This is a genomic window from Pararhizobium polonicum (assembly GCF_001687365.1).
Classification (GTDB): domain Bacteria; phylum Pseudomonadota; class Alphaproteobacteria; order Rhizobiales; family Rhizobiaceae; genus Pararhizobium; species Pararhizobium polonicum.
In genome coordinates, this window is the sequence record NZ_LGLV01000011.1 from 97,793 (window position 1) to 112,915 (window position 15,123).

General features: G+C 60.5%; 13 protein-coding genes. 11 read left to right on the top strand and 2 right to left on the bottom strand.

What is annotated here, in order from left to right:
• The first annotated feature begins 378 nt into the window (after positions 1–378).
• Entirely contained in the window at positions 379–1,176 is a 798-nt protein-coding gene (exoR, locus tag ADU59_RS17920) for an exopolysaccharide production regulator ExoR (RefSeq protein ID WP_068955521.1), read from the top strand.
• A gap of 18 nt (positions 1,177–1,194) precedes the next feature.
• On the opposite strand, the gene xth is transcribed toward exoR, so the two are convergent.
• A complete protein-coding gene (gene xth / locus ADU59_RS17925; RefSeq protein ID WP_068955522.1) occupies positions 1,195–1,983 on the bottom strand; it encodes an exodeoxyribonuclease III in 789 nt (262 codons plus the stop codon).
• Between the two features lie 146 nt (positions 1,984–2,129).
• Here xth and ADU59_RS17930 point away from each other — a divergent pair, with 146 nt between their 5' ends.
• Positions 2,130–3,590 (top strand): phospholipase D-like domain-containing protein, encoded by a 1,461-nt coding sequence (locus tag ADU59_RS17930; RefSeq protein ID WP_068955523.1) that lies wholly within the window; start codon positions 2,130–2,132, stop codon positions 3,588–3,590.
• A gap of 15 nt (positions 3,591–3,605) precedes the next feature.
• Here the strand turns inward: ADU59_RS17930 and erpA are convergent, their stop codons facing one another.
• The gene (gene erpA / locus ADU59_RS17935; protein ID WP_068955524.1) at positions 3,606–3,938 is read right to left on the bottom strand and encodes an iron-sulfur cluster insertion protein ErpA; all 333 of its coding nucleotides are present in this window, start codon (positions 3,936–3,938) and stop codon (positions 3,606–3,608) included.
• 208 nt (positions 3,939–4,146) lie between these two features.
• On the opposite strand from erpA, the gene ADU59_RS17940 reads away from it, so the two are divergent.
• From ADU59_RS17940 to tatC, 9 genes are all read left to right on the top strand, one after another.
• The gene (locus tag ADU59_RS17940; RefSeq protein WP_068955525.1) at positions 4,147–5,364 is read left to right on the top strand and encodes a deoxyguanosinetriphosphate triphosphohydrolase; all 1,218 of its coding nucleotides are present in this window, start codon (positions 4,147–4,149) and stop codon (positions 5,362–5,364) included.
• A 106-nt stretch (positions 5,365–5,470) separates the two neighbouring features.
• Positions 5,471–7,231: an arginine--tRNA ligase gene (argS, locus tag ADU59_RS17945; RefSeq protein ID WP_068955664.1), complete on the top strand. Its 1,761-nt coding sequence runs from the start codon at positions 5,471–5,473 to the stop codon at positions 7,229–7,231.
• A 63-nt stretch (positions 7,232–7,294) separates the two neighbouring features.
• Entirely contained in the window at positions 7,295–10,273 is a 2,979-nt protein-coding gene (locus ADU59_RS17950; protein ID WP_068955526.1) for an SPOR domain-containing protein, read from the top strand.
• A gap of 145 nt (positions 10,274–10,418) precedes the next feature.
• Positions 10,419–11,435: a beta-N-acetylhexosaminidase gene (nagZ, locus tag ADU59_RS17955; protein WP_068955665.1), complete on the top strand. Its 1,017-nt coding sequence runs from the start codon at positions 10,419–10,421 to the stop codon at positions 11,433–11,435.
• Between the two features lie 81 nt (positions 11,436–11,516).
• The gene (locus ADU59_RS17960; protein ID WP_068955527.1) at positions 11,517–12,335 is read left to right on the top strand and encodes a segregation and condensation protein A; all 819 of its coding nucleotides are present in this window, start codon (positions 11,517–11,519) and stop codon (positions 12,333–12,335) included.
• A 22-nt stretch (positions 12,336–12,357) separates the two neighbouring features.
• Positions 12,358–13,062 carry an SMC-Scp complex subunit ScpB gene (gene scpB, locus ADU59_RS17965; RefSeq protein ID WP_068955666.1) on the top strand — a complete coding sequence of 235 codons (705 nt, stop codon included), beginning with the start codon at positions 12,358–12,360 and terminating at the stop codon, positions 13,060–13,062.
• Between the two features lie 324 nt (positions 13,063–13,386).
• On the top strand, positions 13,387–13,593 hold the full coding sequence (locus ADU59_RS17970; protein WP_068955528.1) for a twin-arginine translocase TatA/TatE family subunit: 207 nt from the start codon (positions 13,387–13,389) through the stop codon (positions 13,591–13,593).
• Between the two features lie 72 nt (positions 13,594–13,665).
• Positions 13,666–14,301 carry a Sec-independent protein translocase protein TatB gene (tatB, locus tag ADU59_RS17975; RefSeq protein WP_068955529.1) on the top strand — a complete coding sequence of 212 codons (636 nt, stop codon included), beginning with the start codon at positions 13,666–13,668 and terminating at the stop codon, positions 14,299–14,301.
• The gene (tatC, locus tag ADU59_RS17980; protein WP_068955530.1) at positions 14,298–15,116 is read left to right on the top strand and encodes a twin-arginine translocase subunit TatC; all 819 of its coding nucleotides are present in this window, start codon (positions 14,298–14,300) and stop codon (positions 15,114–15,116) included. Before tatB ends, tatC begins: the two co-directional genes overlap by 4 nt.
• Positions 15,117–15,123: the final 7 nt, after the last annotated feature.

A 15,123-nucleotide genomic window follows, 5' to 3' on the forward strand; every position in this document is an offset into this window, starting at 1 on the left:
CACATGCTTTTCTATAGTTCGCCGCAACCTGCCGGTGGGCGATTGTGTCTATTTCCCGCCACAAACTAAGAGCACCGATGGACTTGACAAACGTGCCAGTAAGTTTTGAGCATGCGGCGTTTGAGGGAATATGAGTCATCGCGTTTTCGAAAAAATCCATGTCTCTCGTGATGTTACGTGGCTTCGGAGCAGCTTTTCAGGGCTGCTTGGCAGAGCGTATCGACGTGAGATGGATGGTATGGCTGGGGCGGGCCGTACTCTTGCCGAAAACGCTGGCTACTGTTGGGGAATTGCCGGGGCGAACGACGTTCACGGCAGAGAGCTCATTTGGACTGGCACAGACCGGCTCTTGGGTTTGAACGGAAGAAATAGACTATCATGCTGATACGCGGTTACCGGTCGTTGACGTTTCTTGTTCTGGGTGTTTCGCTCGCGCTGGCCGCGCAGGGACGCGTGGCCTGTGCGTTTGATCCGGGTGCCGGCGTCACCAAGGAATCGGGTCCTTTCGCTCTCTTCAAATTCGGTTTCTCCGCCTACAAGAATGGCCGCAAGGATGAAGCGGTCGAAGCCTATCGTTATGCCGCGGAAAAGGGCCATACGGGCTCCCGCTGGGCACTGGCCAACATGTATGCCTATGGCGACGGCGTGGCCGAAAACGATCTGGAAGCCTTCAAGATCTACAGCGAGATTGCGGAAAAGGGCGTCGAGCCCGGTTCCGAGGATACCGGCTATTTCGTCAATGCGCTGATTTCGCTGGCCGGTTACTATCGCCGCGGCATTCCCGACAGTCCGGTCAAGAGCGATCTCAGCCAGGCCCGCCAGCTCTATTTCCAGGCAGCCTCCACCTTCGGTGTTGCCGAGGCGCAGTTTCAGCTGGCGAAAATGCTTCTCTCCGGCGACGGCGGCAGCGTCAATGTCCAGCAGGCGAAGAAATGGCTCAACCGCGCCCGCAAGAACGGCCATGCCGGCGCCATGGGCGTTTTCGGCAATGTCATCTTCCAGGAAGGTCAGACGACGCGTGGGCTGGCCTATATGACCGCGGCACTCGACCAATGTACGCCAAAGGAACGGCCCTGGCTGCAATCCCTGCAGGAGCAGGCCTTCTCGATTGCCAGCGAAGACGACCGCCGCGCGGCCGTCGTCATGTCACACAGCATTCACCTCGACAGCGACTGAGCCGTCCAGGCCGCCGCTTCATGCGGCGAAATTGAACTCCGCTGCCACCGGCACGTGATCGGACGGCTTTTCCCAGGCGCGCACGTGCTTTTCGACATTCGTCGAGATCAGCTTGTCGGCCGCTTCCGGCGACAGCATCAGATGATCGATGCGGATGCCGAAATTCTTCGGCCAGCAGCCGGCCTGATAATCCCAGAATGTATAGAGCGGCGTCGTATCCGTTGTTGCGCGGACGGCATCGGTGAAGCCGAGATTTTCGAGGCGGCGGAATGCCTGGCGCGTGCGCGGCTGGAACAGCGCGTCGTTCTGCCAGACCTTGACGTCCCAGCAATCATGCGGCTCGGCGATGACGTTGTAGTCACCCGCCAGAATCAGCGGTTCTTCCAGGGCAAGCCGACTCTGCGCAAAAGCATTGAGGCGGTCCATCCAGGACAGTTTATACGGATATTTCTCCGTTTCGACCGGATTGCCGTTCGGCAGGTAGAGCGAGCAGACGCGGATTGCACCGCCTTCGATCGAAAACACACCTTCAATGAACCGGGACTGCTCGTCGGAATCATTGCCCGGCAAGCCGCGATTGACTTCGTCCGGCCGCAGCTTCGAAAGAAGAGCGACGCCGTTGAAGCCCTTCTGGCCGTGGGTCTCGACATGATAGCCAAGCGCTTCGATTTCCGCGCGCGGAAAGCCTTCGTCCATCGTTTTGATTTCCTGAAGGCAGACGATATCGGGCTGCGATTCCTTCAGCCAGGCCACGAGGACGTCGATGCGGGCCCTGACGCCGTTGATGTTCCAGGTAACGATTTTCATGCGGTTGACGTCCTTTTGGCTGCGGCGCGAAGGCCTGCTTTCCTTTTAGCCCCGGTGGTTTCTTTTGACAAATCCGATGTGCAGGGAAGGCGTTATGAGGAGCGTGTCGAATTGCTTCCTGACCCCGGCCCGCTATAGTCGAGAGCATGATCGTTGTGCTCACAACCTACTGGCCGCATGTTCTGGCCGTGCTCTCCGTCGTCCTCGGTGTGCCGGCTGCCATTCACGCCACGATGACCAAGGACGAGGTGCGCTCGGCGCTCGGCTGGGTCGGTGTGATCCTTCTGTCGCCTGTGATCGGCGCGCTCATCTATGCGGTTGCCGGCATCAATCGCATTCGCCGCTCGTCGATCGGACAGCAGCGGTCGCTGTTTCGCGAGCGCGGACCGGATGCCATGGGCCGGTTCGATATTTCGAGTGCCGTTGTCGCTGATCGGTTCGGCCAGCGATTCGGGGCGATGAAGCTGCTGGGAGACCGCGTCAGCCGGCATCGCATGTGCGGCGGAAACGGCATCACCATGCTGGAGGGCGGCGATGCCGCCTACGCGATGATGCTGCAGCAGATCGCGGCTGCAACGCGTTCCATTCTGCTCGAGACCTATATTTTTGACCGCGACCCCGTCGGACTGCGCTTTGCCGATGCGTTGATCGCAGCAGTCAAGCGCGGCGTTACGGTGCGGATACTGATCGACGCGGTTGGTGCGCGATATTCGGTCCCGAGTATCGTCGGCTATCTGCAGGCCGGTGGGGTGACGGTGAGGGTTTTCAACGGCAACATCATCATGGGGCTGCGGCTCCCTTACGCCAATCTGCGCACGCACCGGAAAATCCTTGTGGTCGATGGCGCCGTTGCCTTTACCGGCGGCATGAACATCCGCTCCGGGTTCACGGCGGAATTTGCCGGCGATGACCAGGCGCGCGATACGCATTTCCGTGTATCTGGACCGGTCGTTGCCGATCTCTTTCAGGTGGCATCGGAAGACTGGCAGTTTGCCAGCCGGGAAGCGCTGGACGGTGAAGCGTGGAAAATTTCGCTTGCGCCGCAACAGCAGAAGCCGGCGATGCTGATGCGCGCCGTGCCGTCCGGTCCCGACCGGGCCAACGAATCCAACCACAAGATGATGATGGGGGCGTTTTCGATCGCACGGCGGAATATCCGCATCATGTCGCCTTATTTCCTGCCGGACCGGGAGCTGATCAGCGCCCTTGTTACGGCGGCCATGCGCGGGGTCGAGGTCGATATCATCGTTCCGGCCGTCAACAACCTGATGCTGGTCGATCGTGCCATGACGGCGCAGTTCGACCAGCCCCTTAAGGGCGGGTGCCGCATCTGGCGGGCCACCGGTGCTTTCAATCACGCCAAGCTGATGACGGTGGATGATCGCTGGACCTATGTCGGCTCCTCGAATCTCGATCCGCGCTCGCTGCGGCTGAATTTCGAGATCGATCTGGAAGTGCTGGACGCCGGTTTCGCCGGCGCCGTCGGCCAGAAAATCCAGACGGTGCTGAAGAATGCACAGCCGGTGACGCTAGCCGACCTGCGCGCCAAGCCGTTTGCCACGCGTCTGCTCAACAAGATTTTCTGGCTGGGGTCGCCCTATCTGTAGGGCGATGCGCTTTCGTCAGACCGAGAAGCTCGTGCCGCAGCCGCAGCTCGCCACCGCATTCGGGTTCTTGATCTGGAAGGATTGGCCGAGCAGATTGTCGACGAAGTCGATTTCGGAGCCGCTCATATAGACCAGCGACAGGCTGTCGATCAGCACCTTCGCCTCGCCCTTCTCCAGAATGAGGTCGTCATCGTCGGCATCGCCGACCAGATCGAACTTGTAGGAAAAGCCCGAACATCCGCCGCCTTCGACGGAAACGCGCATGGCCTTTTTCTCGGCATCCGATTTCAGGATCACGGCAATGCGTTTTGCCGCCGAGTCCGAGAGAGTTACAGTTTCAGTGGTCATATCTACCTCCTGCCGGGGTCAAGAACCGGAGAGATTCGCTGTTTACGTCACCCGTCGTCCAGTATTACCGACAGCCGGGAAGGATCGATTGCGCAGCAAATCCTTGTTTTCGTTCAAGGTCCGGGTGTTTTCCACTCGGTGCTTTCCTGCAGCGCCCACTATAGGTATGAAGGCTTTAATACCGCGTCAATGGGATGCTGAACGGGAAATGACATTGGACAGACATGCGCTTGGTTTCGGTGCCGGTGAACGTGCGATTTTCGCCTCCGATCCGTGGGCGAGCCGGGGACGGCTGTTTCCGGAAACCGGCAGCCTGACGCGCTCGGATTTCCAGCGCGACCGCGACCGTATCGTTCATACCACGGCCTTCCGCCGCCTGAAGCACAAGACCCAGGTCTTCATCGCCGCCGACGGCGACCATTATCGCACACGGCTGACCCATACGATCGAGGTCGCGCAGATCGCCCGTGCGCTGGCCCGTGCGCTGAAGCTGGACGAGGATCTCGCCGAGGGGGTCGCGCTCGTCCATGATTTCGGCCACACGCCCTTTGGCCATACCGGCGAAGACGCGCTGCACGAAATGCTCGAGCCCTACGGCGGCTTCGATCATAATGCGCAGTCTTTGCGCATCGTCACCAAGCTTGAACGCCGATACGCCGAATTCGATGGCCTCAATCTGACATGGGAGAGCCTGGAAGGGCTGGTCAAGCACAATGGACCACTGGTGGCTGCGAGCGGCGAGGGCATGCGTGGCCCGGTTCCCCAGCCCATTCTCGACTATTGCGCCGTGCACGATCTGGAGCTGGCGAGCTTTGCCAGCCTCGAAGCACAGGTGGCGGCGATTGCCGACGATATCGCCTACAACACCCACGATATCGATGACGGATTGCGGTCCGGCTATCTGACGTTCGAGATGTTGGAAGAAATTCCCTTCCTGGCCGGCCTGATGCGCGAGGTCGGAGGCCGCTATCCGGGGCTGGAGGCAAGCCGCTTCACCCACGAAATCATGCGCCGTCAGATCACCGCCATGGTCGAGGATGTGATCACTGTCGCGCAGGACAATCTCAAGGATATTCGCCCCGACAGCGCAGCGGACGTGCGCAATGCGGGCAGGGTGATTGCCACGTTCTCCGGCGACATGTCGAAGACGGACCAGCAGATCAAGAAGATGCTGATGACACGGATCTATCGCCATCCCGAGGTGATGCGTGTTCGCGCCAATGCGGCCCAGATCGTCACCGACCTCTACAACGCCTTCATGGCCGACCCGCGTGAGATGCAGAAGCATTACTGGATAGACCAGATCGCCGGCATGGCCGAACCTGCCAAGGCCCGCCATGTGGGCGACTATCTGGCCGGAATGACCGATACTTATGCCATTGCCGTGCACCAGCGCTTGTTTGACCATACTCCTGATTTGCGGTAGTCACCGCGCCGGTTACGGCAGCAGCGAACATATCGGGCTGTCAGCGGCCTGAACGATATTAACGCGATCTCGCGCGCCTTTAGGCGGAGCAGAGCGGATGGGTGCCATGAATCTTTTCACTGACTTCGGATCAAGAATTAAAAACGTCCTGGAAGCGCTTGATATCGTGCGTGAAAATCGATCAGAGCTTGATTTCAGCCGAATCAGCGTTGAATCGCCCCGTGACGCGAGCCATGGTGACGTCGCGACGAATGCGGCAATGGTGCTGGCCAAGCCGCTCGGCACCAATCCGCGTGCGCTTGCCGACCAGATCGTCGCCAAGCTGCAGGAAGATCCGGAAGTGGCCGGTGTCTCGGTGGCTGGCCCTGGCTTCATCAACGTCAAGCTTTCGGTTGCCTATTGGCAGAAGCTGCTGGCCGTGATGGTTGCCGAAGGCACCGCATACGGCAAGAGCACGGTCGGTGCCGGCCGCAAGGTCAATGTCGAATATGTCTCGGCCAATCCGACCGGTCCGATGCATGTCGGCCATTGCCGTGGTGCCGTCGTCGGCGACACGCTGGCCAACCTGCTGGAGTTTGCCGGTTACGAGGTGACCAAGGAATATTACATCAACGACGCCGGCTCGCAGATCGATACGCTCGCCCGGTCCGCTTTCCTGCGGTACCGCGAGGCGCTCGGCGAAAAGATCGGCGAAATCCCGGCTGGGCTCTATCCCGGCGATTATCTCGTTCCGGTCGGCGAGGCGCTGGTGCATGAATTCGGCACCAGCCTTCGGCTCATGCCGGAAGACAAGTGGATGCCGCTGGTCAAGGACCGGACCATCGATGCGATGATGGTGATGATCCGTGAGGATTTGGCAGCTCTCAACGTTCATCACGACGTCTTCTTCTCCGAGCGGACCCTGCATGCCGACGGCGCCGGACGGATCCGTAACGCCATCAACGACCTGACCTTCAAGGGCCATGTCTACAAGGGCGCCTTGCCGCCGCCGAAGGGGCAGCTGCCGGAAGACTGGGAAGACCGCGAACAGACCCTGTTCCGCTCGACCGAAGTCGGTGACGATATCGACCGGCCGCTGATCAAGTCGGACGGTTCCTATACTTACTTTGCCGCCGACGTTGCCTATTTCAAGGACAAGTTCGATCGCGGCTTCAACGAAATGATCTATGTGCTGGGGGCCGACCATGGTGGTTACGTCAAGCGGCTTGAGGCTGTGGCGCGCGCCGTTTCCGGCGGCTCTTCGAAGCTGACGGTGCTTCTGTGCCAGCTCGTCAAACTCTTCCGTGACGGCGAGCCGGTGAAGATGTCGAAGCGCTCTGGCGATTTCGTCACGCTGCGGGATGTGGTCGAGGAAGTCGGCCGGGATTCCGTGCGGTTCATGATGATCTATCGCAAGAGTTCGGAACCGCTGGACTTCGACTTTGCCAAGGTGACAGAACAGTCGAAGGATAACCCGGTCTTCTACGTGCAGTATGCCCATGCGCGTTGCATGTCGGTTTTCCGGCAGGCGGCTGAAGCTTTTCCGGATATCGACTTCGCGACCGTCGATCTCGCCGGCGCTATCGAAGGCAATATCTCCGATTCGAACGAGCTGCAGCTGGTTGCCAAGCTGGCAGAATATCCGCGTGTTATCGAGGCTGCGGCACTGTCGCAGGAGCCTCACAGGATCGCGTTTTACCTCTATGATCTTGCCAGTGCCTTCCATGCGCACTGGAATAAAGGTAAAGATGCTCATGAATTACGTTTTGTTAACGATAAAAATGGAGAATTGACCGTTGCCAGACTAGGGTTGGTGCGTGCTGTCGCCTCGGTGTTGAAGTCGGGCCTGTCTATTACAGGTACCGCTGCACCGGATGAGATGCGATAGTATTGTCACCATTTACCCACAATGCACTGGCAATGACTGGCTAGTAAGTTGTGAGTGGAGCGCATGGCAGACAAACAATTGGCACGAAGCGGGACTGCGGAATTCGACGTTTTGGCGGATGATGATCCATTGGCCGAACTCGCCCGCATTGTCGGCTATGACAATCGTCCCGCGGTCCAGCAGCTGCAGGAGCTCGAAAAACACCGCGATCTGATTCGCCAGGAGCCGGTGCTCGATCTGGAGGACGAACTCCTGCGGGAGTTCGATGTTTATGACGCGCCGCAGGTCGCTCCACCGGTGCATGTCGCTGAACCTGCGCCTGTCGAAGAGCCTGTCTCCTTCACTCCGCTTGAAGCGGAATATGATTTTGCTCCCGCGCAGTCCGTCGAACCGGCAGTGGTCGAATATCAGGCGGAAGAGCTTCCTTTCGAGCCCGTGGCCGATGCTGCCGCATCCGTGATGCCTGTTGCTAAAGAGCCGGCTTTCGTGGAGGCCGATCCTTTCGAAGCCAGCACGCAGTCTGAGCCTGTCGCTCAGTCCTGGCCGCAGGAGCCGGAGGCTGCCGCCCCGGACGTCGGCAATGGCTGGGCGGTCGAGCAGTGGAACGAACCGGTTTTTGACGGAACGGATCTCGAGCGCGAACTTGAGCTGTCCATCGGCTATGATGAAACCCTGGTCGAGACGCCGGACGTTGAAACCCAGCAGACACCGCGCTTCGAACCGGAAGCGGATTTCGCCGCACATGAGGAACGTTCCGACGCGTCTGTCGCTTCGCCTGTGTTCGAAGAGCCTGTTGCATTCGAGCCCGTCGATGACTTTCGCGCTGAAATCGAGCAGCCGGTAGCAGATGTTGCCGTGCCGGAAGCGCGTGCGCAGGACGATCTGCCTGAATGGCAGCCCGAGCCTGCACCTGTCTCTGGCGATGTCGTCATCTCGCCCAAGGACCCGCATGGCATCGACGCCCTTTTGGCCGATATCGAGCGGTTTCCGGTTCCCGCAACCGCCGCTGCAAAGGCGGTTTCGTCGCCGGACGTCACACGCAAGGTCAATTATCCCTTCACCCCGTCCTTCAGCCGCGCCACACCTGTCGCCTCGACTGGCGGCGTGTTGTCACAGAAGGCATTTGCGACGCCACTTGCCGCGGCGGTCGTACCATCGCCTGTCGTGGCGCCCGTCCCGGCAGCTGTCGCCGAGGCGGCCTACCAGCCTGCCGAGACATTCGTGGAGCCGGTGGTGATCGAGGCCGCCCCGGCTCTGAAGCCGGTCACCGACGCGGAGCCGGATTTCGATCTCGACACGTTCGAGCTGGATCTTTCCGGTATCGATCTGGACATTGATCCCTCCGAATTCGAGCTTGCCGCGCAGGAAACGGCCTTTGCGCCCGTCAATGCGGCGCCGGTCAACGTTACGCCCGTCAAGCCCGTCGCGGCCGAACCGGTCATCGCCTATGCGGCACCCGTCACGGATATTCGGCCGGTCCGCGAGCAGGTCGCAGAAGAGCCGGAAAGCGTGCTGGCTTTCGATCCGTCGATGATCGCGGAAACGGAAGAGAGCGTGGCGACGATCGGCGATCTCAATGTGCCGCAATTGCCTGTCGTCGAGCAGGAACGTCCCGTTGTCCATCAGCCGGACTACGATCTCGATATCGACGCTGAAATGGCGCAGCTTTTTGGCACGCCGAGCCGTGCCACGCCAAGTTCCGACCGGGTTGCCGAAGACGAGCATGGGTTCGGCTCCGTTGCCCAGTCCGTCTCGCCGGCCGTTTCTTCGGGCGCCCGCGTCGAAGAAGATTTCGATGAGTTCGAAAAGGCCATGGAAGAGGATTTCCGGTTGTCGCTGACCCAGCGCCAGGACACCGATCCATCTTCGGACCGCCTTGCCGTTGGTTCGGGCTATACGGATAACAGCGATTACGACGACGAACGCACCGGCGTGAACAAGCGCCGTATGATGCTGCTGGCCGCGGCTGTTGCCGGTCTGGCGATCTTCGGCGGCGTTGGCGTCTATGCCTTCATGGGCGGCGGTTCAGCGCTTTCCGGCGGAGAACCGAAGATCATTCTGGCTGACAAGACGCCGGTCAAGATGGTGCCTGTTGAGAAGGGCGGCAAGACCGTTCCGAACCAGGACAAGGCCGTCTACGACCGCGTTGCCGGCGCACAGGACACCATGCCGCAGCAAGGCACTCTGGTCTCTTCCACGGAAGAGCCGGTGGATGTCGTCCAGCGGACCCTGACGCCGGAGAACCTGCCGCTCGAAGGTGCCAATGACGATCTGCCCGGCGTGACGCCGGTGGACGATGATGGCAGCGACCGGCTTTTGCCTGATGGACAGACGGCGGAAAACGCTGCTGCCGATGAAGACCAGTCGCCTGCCGTATCGCCGCGCAAGGTCCGCACGATGATCGTCAAGCCGGATGGCACCCTGGTTGCCCGCGAGGAGCCCGCTGCGACGAACGTCGCTTCGGCAGAGACCAATGCAAACAAGGGCGATCCGCAGGTCAAGGTCGTCAAGACCACGACGGTGACGCAGACAGCCTCGACCTCGCAATCCCAGCCGGTCGCCGCTCAGCTTGCCGCGCAAGGCCAGAAAAGCGCGCTTGCCGAGGCCGCCGATGCGGCAGTCGAGGAAACGGCACCGGTTCGCTCCGTTAAGACCTCAGCGGTTGCCGACACCAGTCCGGTGCCTCAGACGCGTCCGGTCGCGGAGCAGGCCAAGGTTGTCGATACCTTCAAGAACGATCAGGCCGCTGCCCAGCCGGTTGCTGAGGCCAAGCCTGTCGAAACGGCTTCCATCGCGCCAGGCACTTACGTGATCCAGATCGCTTCGCTGCCGTCCGAAGCCGAAGCCCAGGCGTCCTACAAGTCGCTGTCCGGCAAGTTCGGCGGTGTGATCGGCGGCAAGGGCGTCGATATCAAGAAGGCCGAGATTGCCGGCAAGGGCACCTATTTCCGGGTGCGTATCCCGGCCGGTACCCGCGATGCCGCCAACGCGCTGTGCTCGCAATACAAGAGCGCCGGCGGCAGCTGCCTCGTGACGAGGTAGGCTGGCGGAAAAACGGATTTTCAAAAGGCGTGGCGTAACAGCCGCGCCTTTTGGTTTTCAAGGCAGGCTGCAATAGCTGTGAATGATTGTCGGGGTTGGCCAAACTGGCATTCGCCTTGCGGGCAGCAACGACTATGATTTCGACATGACCGAATCAAAAGCATTCATTTCAGGCTGCAAGGGCCTGACCCTCACCTCCGATGAAAAGGCCTTCTTTGCCGGTGAGCGGCCATGGGGCTTCATTCTCTTCGGACGCAATATCGGCGAACCCGAGCAGATTGCCGATCTGACGGCCGCGTTGCGCGACAGTATCGGCAATCCCGATGCTCCCGTGCTGATCGACCAGGAAGGCGGCCGTGTCCAGCGCATCCGTCCGCCGATCGTCGCGCAATATCCGAATGGAGCCGCGATCGGTGAAATTTACCGCCGGGATCGCGAACAGGGACTGCGCGCCGCGTGGCTGATGTCGCGGCTGCATGCCTTCGACCTGATGCGGTTCGGCATCACTGTGGATTGCCTGCCTGTACTCGACGTGCCGATCGAGGGCAGCAGCGATGTCATCGGCAATCGCGCCTATGGCTACGATCCGCGCGCCGTCGCAGAAATTGGCGCCGCCGCCGCTGCAGGCCTCAAGGCAGGCGGCATGCTGCCTGTCATGAAGCATATGCCGGGCCATGGCAGGGCCTTTGTCGATTCCCATCACAAGCTGCCGGTCGTGGATACCGCCTTCGACGAACTGGCCGGAAGCGATTTCCTGCCCTTCGTTGCCATGAAGAACGAGCTGATGGGGATGTCCGCCCATATCGTCTTTACCGCCATCGATCCGGACAATCCGGCGACGACCTCTGCCAAGGTCGTGCGCGAGGTCATCCGTGGCCATATCGGTTTTGATGGATTGCTGTTATCGGACGATGTCTCGATGAACGCCCTGGCGGGCGATATCGAGACGCGGGCACGCGGTATTGTTGCGGCCGGCCTCGATATTGTGTTGCATTGCCACGGCATCATGGATGAAATGCTTCAGGTCGCACGCGTGGCCCCGGTCATTTCCGGTGATACGTTGCGCCGGGTGAAAGCGGTCGAGGCAGGCTTTGCCAAGCCGGACGCAGCCGACGAGGCAGCGCTGCGCGACGAGTTCAACGGCATGCTGGCCATCGCATAGGGGGCACGCGCTGATTTCAGGGGTAGGGCAATCGTGAACAACGCCGGCGACACGCAGAAGAAACCGGCGGCAAGAGCGCCGATGGATCCGCTGTGGCAGGATGAAACGTCCGATCGTGGCCTGCATGAGGAAGCGCTTGTTGTCGATATCGCCGGTTTCGAAGGCCCGCTCGATCTTCTGCTGCATCTCGCCCGCAACCAGCGCGTCGACCTGTCCCGTATCTCCGTCCTGGCGCTTGCCGAGCAATATATCGCCTTCATCGAGCGCGCCCACAGCATCCGGCTTGAGCTTGCAGCCGACTATCTTGTCATGGCGGCTTGGCTCGCCTTTCTGAAGTCCCGGCTGCTGATCCCGCAGCAGGCCAAGGACGAGGGGCCATCGGGCGAGGAAATGGCCTCTGCGCTGGCGTTCCGCCTCAAGCGTCTTGAAGCCATGCGTGAGGCGGCGACCCGGCTGATCAACCGCAACCGGCTCGGCCGCGACGTCTTTGCCCGCGGTGCGCCCGAACATATCCCGGTGGAAAAGACATCGGCCTTCGAGGCTTCGCTCTACGATCTGCTCAATGCCTATGCTTCGCTGCGCCAGCGCGAAGCGGTGATGCAGGTGACCATCGAGAAGCGGCAGGTCTGGTCGCTGGCCGATGCGCGCCTGATTCTCGCCCGGCTGATCGGCGAGATGGTCGACTGGACCGCGCTCGATCATTTTTTGCTGCGCTACATGACCAGCCCGAAGGAGCGCGCAACGGCGATTGCCAGCTCCTTTGCCGCATCGCTCGAAATGGTGCGCGAAGGACGGCTCGAAATCCGTCAGGATGGCGCGTTTTCGCCGATCTATCTGCGCCAGGGGCCAAACCCGCTGACCGCCGAGGGGCTGGCGGATATGGAGGCGGGGCGTGATTGATCCGCAAGAGCATCTGCCGGGGATGATCGAGGAACAGGATGACGCGGGCGTAACGGAAACCCTTCTTGATCCCCGGATCGAGCTGGAAGCCGAACGCATCGCCGAAGCGCTGGTCTTCGCATCGGCCCAGCCGGTCTCCGAAGGCTATATTGCCGCGCGCCTGCCAAGGGGCGCCGATGTTGCGCGTATCATGAGGCGGTTGAAATCGATCTATGCCGAGCGCGGCGTCAACCTACTTCAGATTGCCGATCATTGGGCTTTCCGCACCGCCGCCGATCTCTCCTTCGTCGTCCAGGCGGATGAAAACGAGGTGCGCAAACTGTCGCGGGCAGCCCTCGAAGTGCTGGCCATCATTGCCTATCATCAGCCCGTGACCCGTGCGGAAATCGAGGACATTCGCGGCGTGCAGACCTCCAAGGGCACGCTGGACGTTTTGATGGAAGCCGGCTGGATCCGGTTTCGCGGCCGCCGCCGGACTCCCGGCCGGCCGGTAACCTTTGGGACCACGCGGGATTTCCTCGATCATTTCGGCCTTGAGGAACTGCGCGATCTGCCCGGTCTTGAGGAATTGAAAGGGGCGGGGCTGCTCTCCGGCCGCATTCCCGCCAACTTCCAGATACCCGTGCCGCTTGGCGATGATGGTTTTGGCGAGGACGAGGATCCGATCACACAGCTGGATCTCGAAGAACTTGGCCTGCTGGCGCCGACCGGCGGAGACGGGGAATAGCCGCGTTGACGCATGGCGTCTTTCGCGGAAGAATCTCGTGTTTTTCATGGGATCACCAAGTGTTGACCGGCTGTGTGCAATGGTCGCATCCGCCTCTGCATGCGGATCAAAAAGGCGGTATGCGCCCCATCTCGACGGCTGCCGGTTGTGATCTGGCGGTGAAAGGTCGATTGATACGGCCGGTCGCCTGCCTATCCCTGTCGAACTCGTGAAGCAAGGATTGCGCGGCGTGTCGCTTTCCGTTAACGAGCGAGATACATTGATGTTTGAAAAAGATGGTTGAACATCTTAAATCGGGGTTACAGGCTTCAAGGGAGTAAGGACATGGGTTCTTTTAGTATCTGGCATTGGCTGATCGTTCTGGTCGTGGTTCTGCTGCTGTTCGGTCGCGGCAAGATTCCGGAATTGATGGGCGACGTTGCCAAGGGCATCAAGAGCTTCAAGAAGGGCATGACCGAAGAAGACACGACGACGGCCGAAAAGGGCGTCGACGGCAAGACGGTCGAACACAAATCCGACGAAGTCCGCTGATCATGCATTTTGCTCAGGGCCTGACCCTTGGGGCGGGCCCTGTCGTCCTTCGGTTTTGTGGAGTCACTGAGAATGCTTGATGTCGGCTGGACCGAGCTTGTCGTTATCGCCATCGTTCTGATCCTCGTGGTCGGCCCCAAGGACCTGCCGCCGATGCTGCGTGCGTTCGGCAAGATGATGACCAAGATGCGCGGCATGGCGAACGATTTTCGCCAGCAGTTCGACGAGGCGCTGAAGGAAGCGGACCTTGATGATGTGCGCAAGACGCTGGCCGATGCGCAGAAGCTCAATCCGGCACACACCATCCGCGAGGCGATGAATCCGCTTCGCCAGATGGGCAATGACATCAAGGCCGATCTGCAGAAGGCTACGGCCGTCGATACGAAACCGGCAGCGGCACCAGTGGCCACCGAGACCGTGGCGGAAGCGATTGTTCCGCCAGAGCAACCGAAGACCGATCCGGTCGCGGCCGCAGCGATTGCCTCCGCCGCCAAGCAAATGGACCGTGCTGCCGCCGCCGAAAAGCCGAAAGCCAAGCGGGTTTCCAAGCCTAAGACGGTGGCGGTCGAAACCGCGGCTCCGGTGAAGGCTCCGTCCGCGAAGGTACCGGCGAAAAAGACAAAGGCGGCGACAGCAGCCTCCGACAGCGTAAAGCCGCAAGTCCGCAAGACCGCTGCCAGGACGACCAAGAAAAAGGGTGACGCATGAGCGGCGATATCGACGACAAGCCCCAGCCGCTGATTGCGCATCTGATCGAACTGCGCGCGAGGCTTATGTGGGCCGTTGGCGCGTTTTTCGTGGCGTTCCTGGTGAGCTTCTACTTTGCCAAGGGTATTTTCAACGTGCTCGTGCAGCCCTTCAAATGGGCTGTCGGATGGGCAGGGTTGAGCCACAAGGAAGTGGAACTCATCTATACGGCGCCGCAGGAGTTTTTCTTCACGCAGGTGAAGGTTGCGATGTTCACTGCGCTGGTGATCGCGTTTCCGGTGATCGCCGCGCAGATCTACAAGTTCGTCGCACCCGGGCTTTACAAGAATGAGCGGGCAGCATTCCTGCCGTTTCTGATCGCATCGCCCATTCTGTTCATCATGGGCGGTTGCCTGGTCTATTTCTTCTTCACGCCGATGGTCATGTGGTTCTTCCTGGCGATGCAGCAGGATGGCGGCGAGGGGCAGGTATCGATCCAGCTTCTGCCGAAGGTCTCGGAATATCTGAGCCTGATCATGTCGCTGATCTTCGCCTTTGGCCTGGTGTTCCAGCTGCCGGTGGTCACGACGCTGCTTGCCCGCGTCGGTTTCGTCACCTCCGACGGTCTCAGGGAAAAGCGCAAATATGCGATCGTCATCGCCTTTATCGCCGCCGCGATCCTGACGCCGCCGGACCCGGTCTCCCAGATCGGCCTTGCCCTCCCGGCTATCCTTCTCTACGAGGTTTCCATCTACACGGCCCGACTCGTCGAGCGGCAACGGGCACGCGACGCGGCTGCGCGCGCGGTTGCCGAGACGGAAGAAAACGTCGGCTGATACGCTT

Bases quoted from the DNA above. Each gene is read 5' to 3' on its own strand.
- ADU59_RS17970 (WP_068955528.1), top strand. From the start codon at position 13,387: ATGGGTTCTTTTAGTATCTGGCATTGGCTGATCGTTCTGGTCGTGGTT.
- ADU59_RS17950 (WP_068955526.1), top strand. From the start codon at position 7,295: ATGGCAGACAAACAATTGGCACGAAGCGGGACTGCGGAATTCGACGTT.
- ADU59_RS17930 (WP_068955523.1), top strand. From the start codon at position 2,130: ATGATCGTTGTGCTCACAACCTACTGGCCGCATGTTCTGGCCGTGCTC.
- argS (WP_068955664.1), top strand. From the start codon at position 5,471: ATGAATCTTTTCACTGACTTCGGATCAAGAATTAAAAACGTCCTGGAA.
- xth (WP_068955522.1), bottom strand. From the start codon at position 1,983: ATGAAAATCGTTACCTGGAACATCAACGGCGTCAGGGCCCGCATCGAC.
- nagZ (WP_068955665.1), top strand. From the start codon at position 10,419: ATGACCGAATCAAAAGCATTCATTTCAGGCTGCAAGGGCCTGACCCTC.
- tatC (WP_068955530.1), top strand. From the start codon at position 14,298: ATGAGCGGCGATATCGACGACAAGCCCCAGCCGCTGATTGCGCATCTG.
- ADU59_RS17960 (WP_068955527.1), top strand. From the start codon at position 11,517: ATGGATCCGCTGTGGCAGGATGAAACGTCCGATCGTGGCCTGCATGAG.
- scpB (WP_068955666.1), top strand. From the start codon at position 12,358: ATGATCGAGGAACAGGATGACGCGGGCGTAACGGAAACCCTTCTTGAT.
- ADU59_RS17940 (WP_068955525.1), top strand. From the start codon at position 4,147: ATGACATTGGACAGACATGCGCTTGGTTTCGGTGCCGGTGAACGTGCG.
- tatB (WP_068955529.1), top strand. From the start codon at position 13,666: ATGCTTGATGTCGGCTGGACCGAGCTTGTCGTTATCGCCATCGTTCTG.
- exoR (WP_068955521.1), top strand. From the start codon at position 379: ATGCTGATACGCGGTTACCGGTCGTTGACGTTTCTTGTTCTGGGTGTT.
- erpA (WP_068955524.1), bottom strand. From the start codon at position 3,938: ATGACCACTGAAACTGTAACTCTCTCGGACTCGGCGGCAAAACGCATT.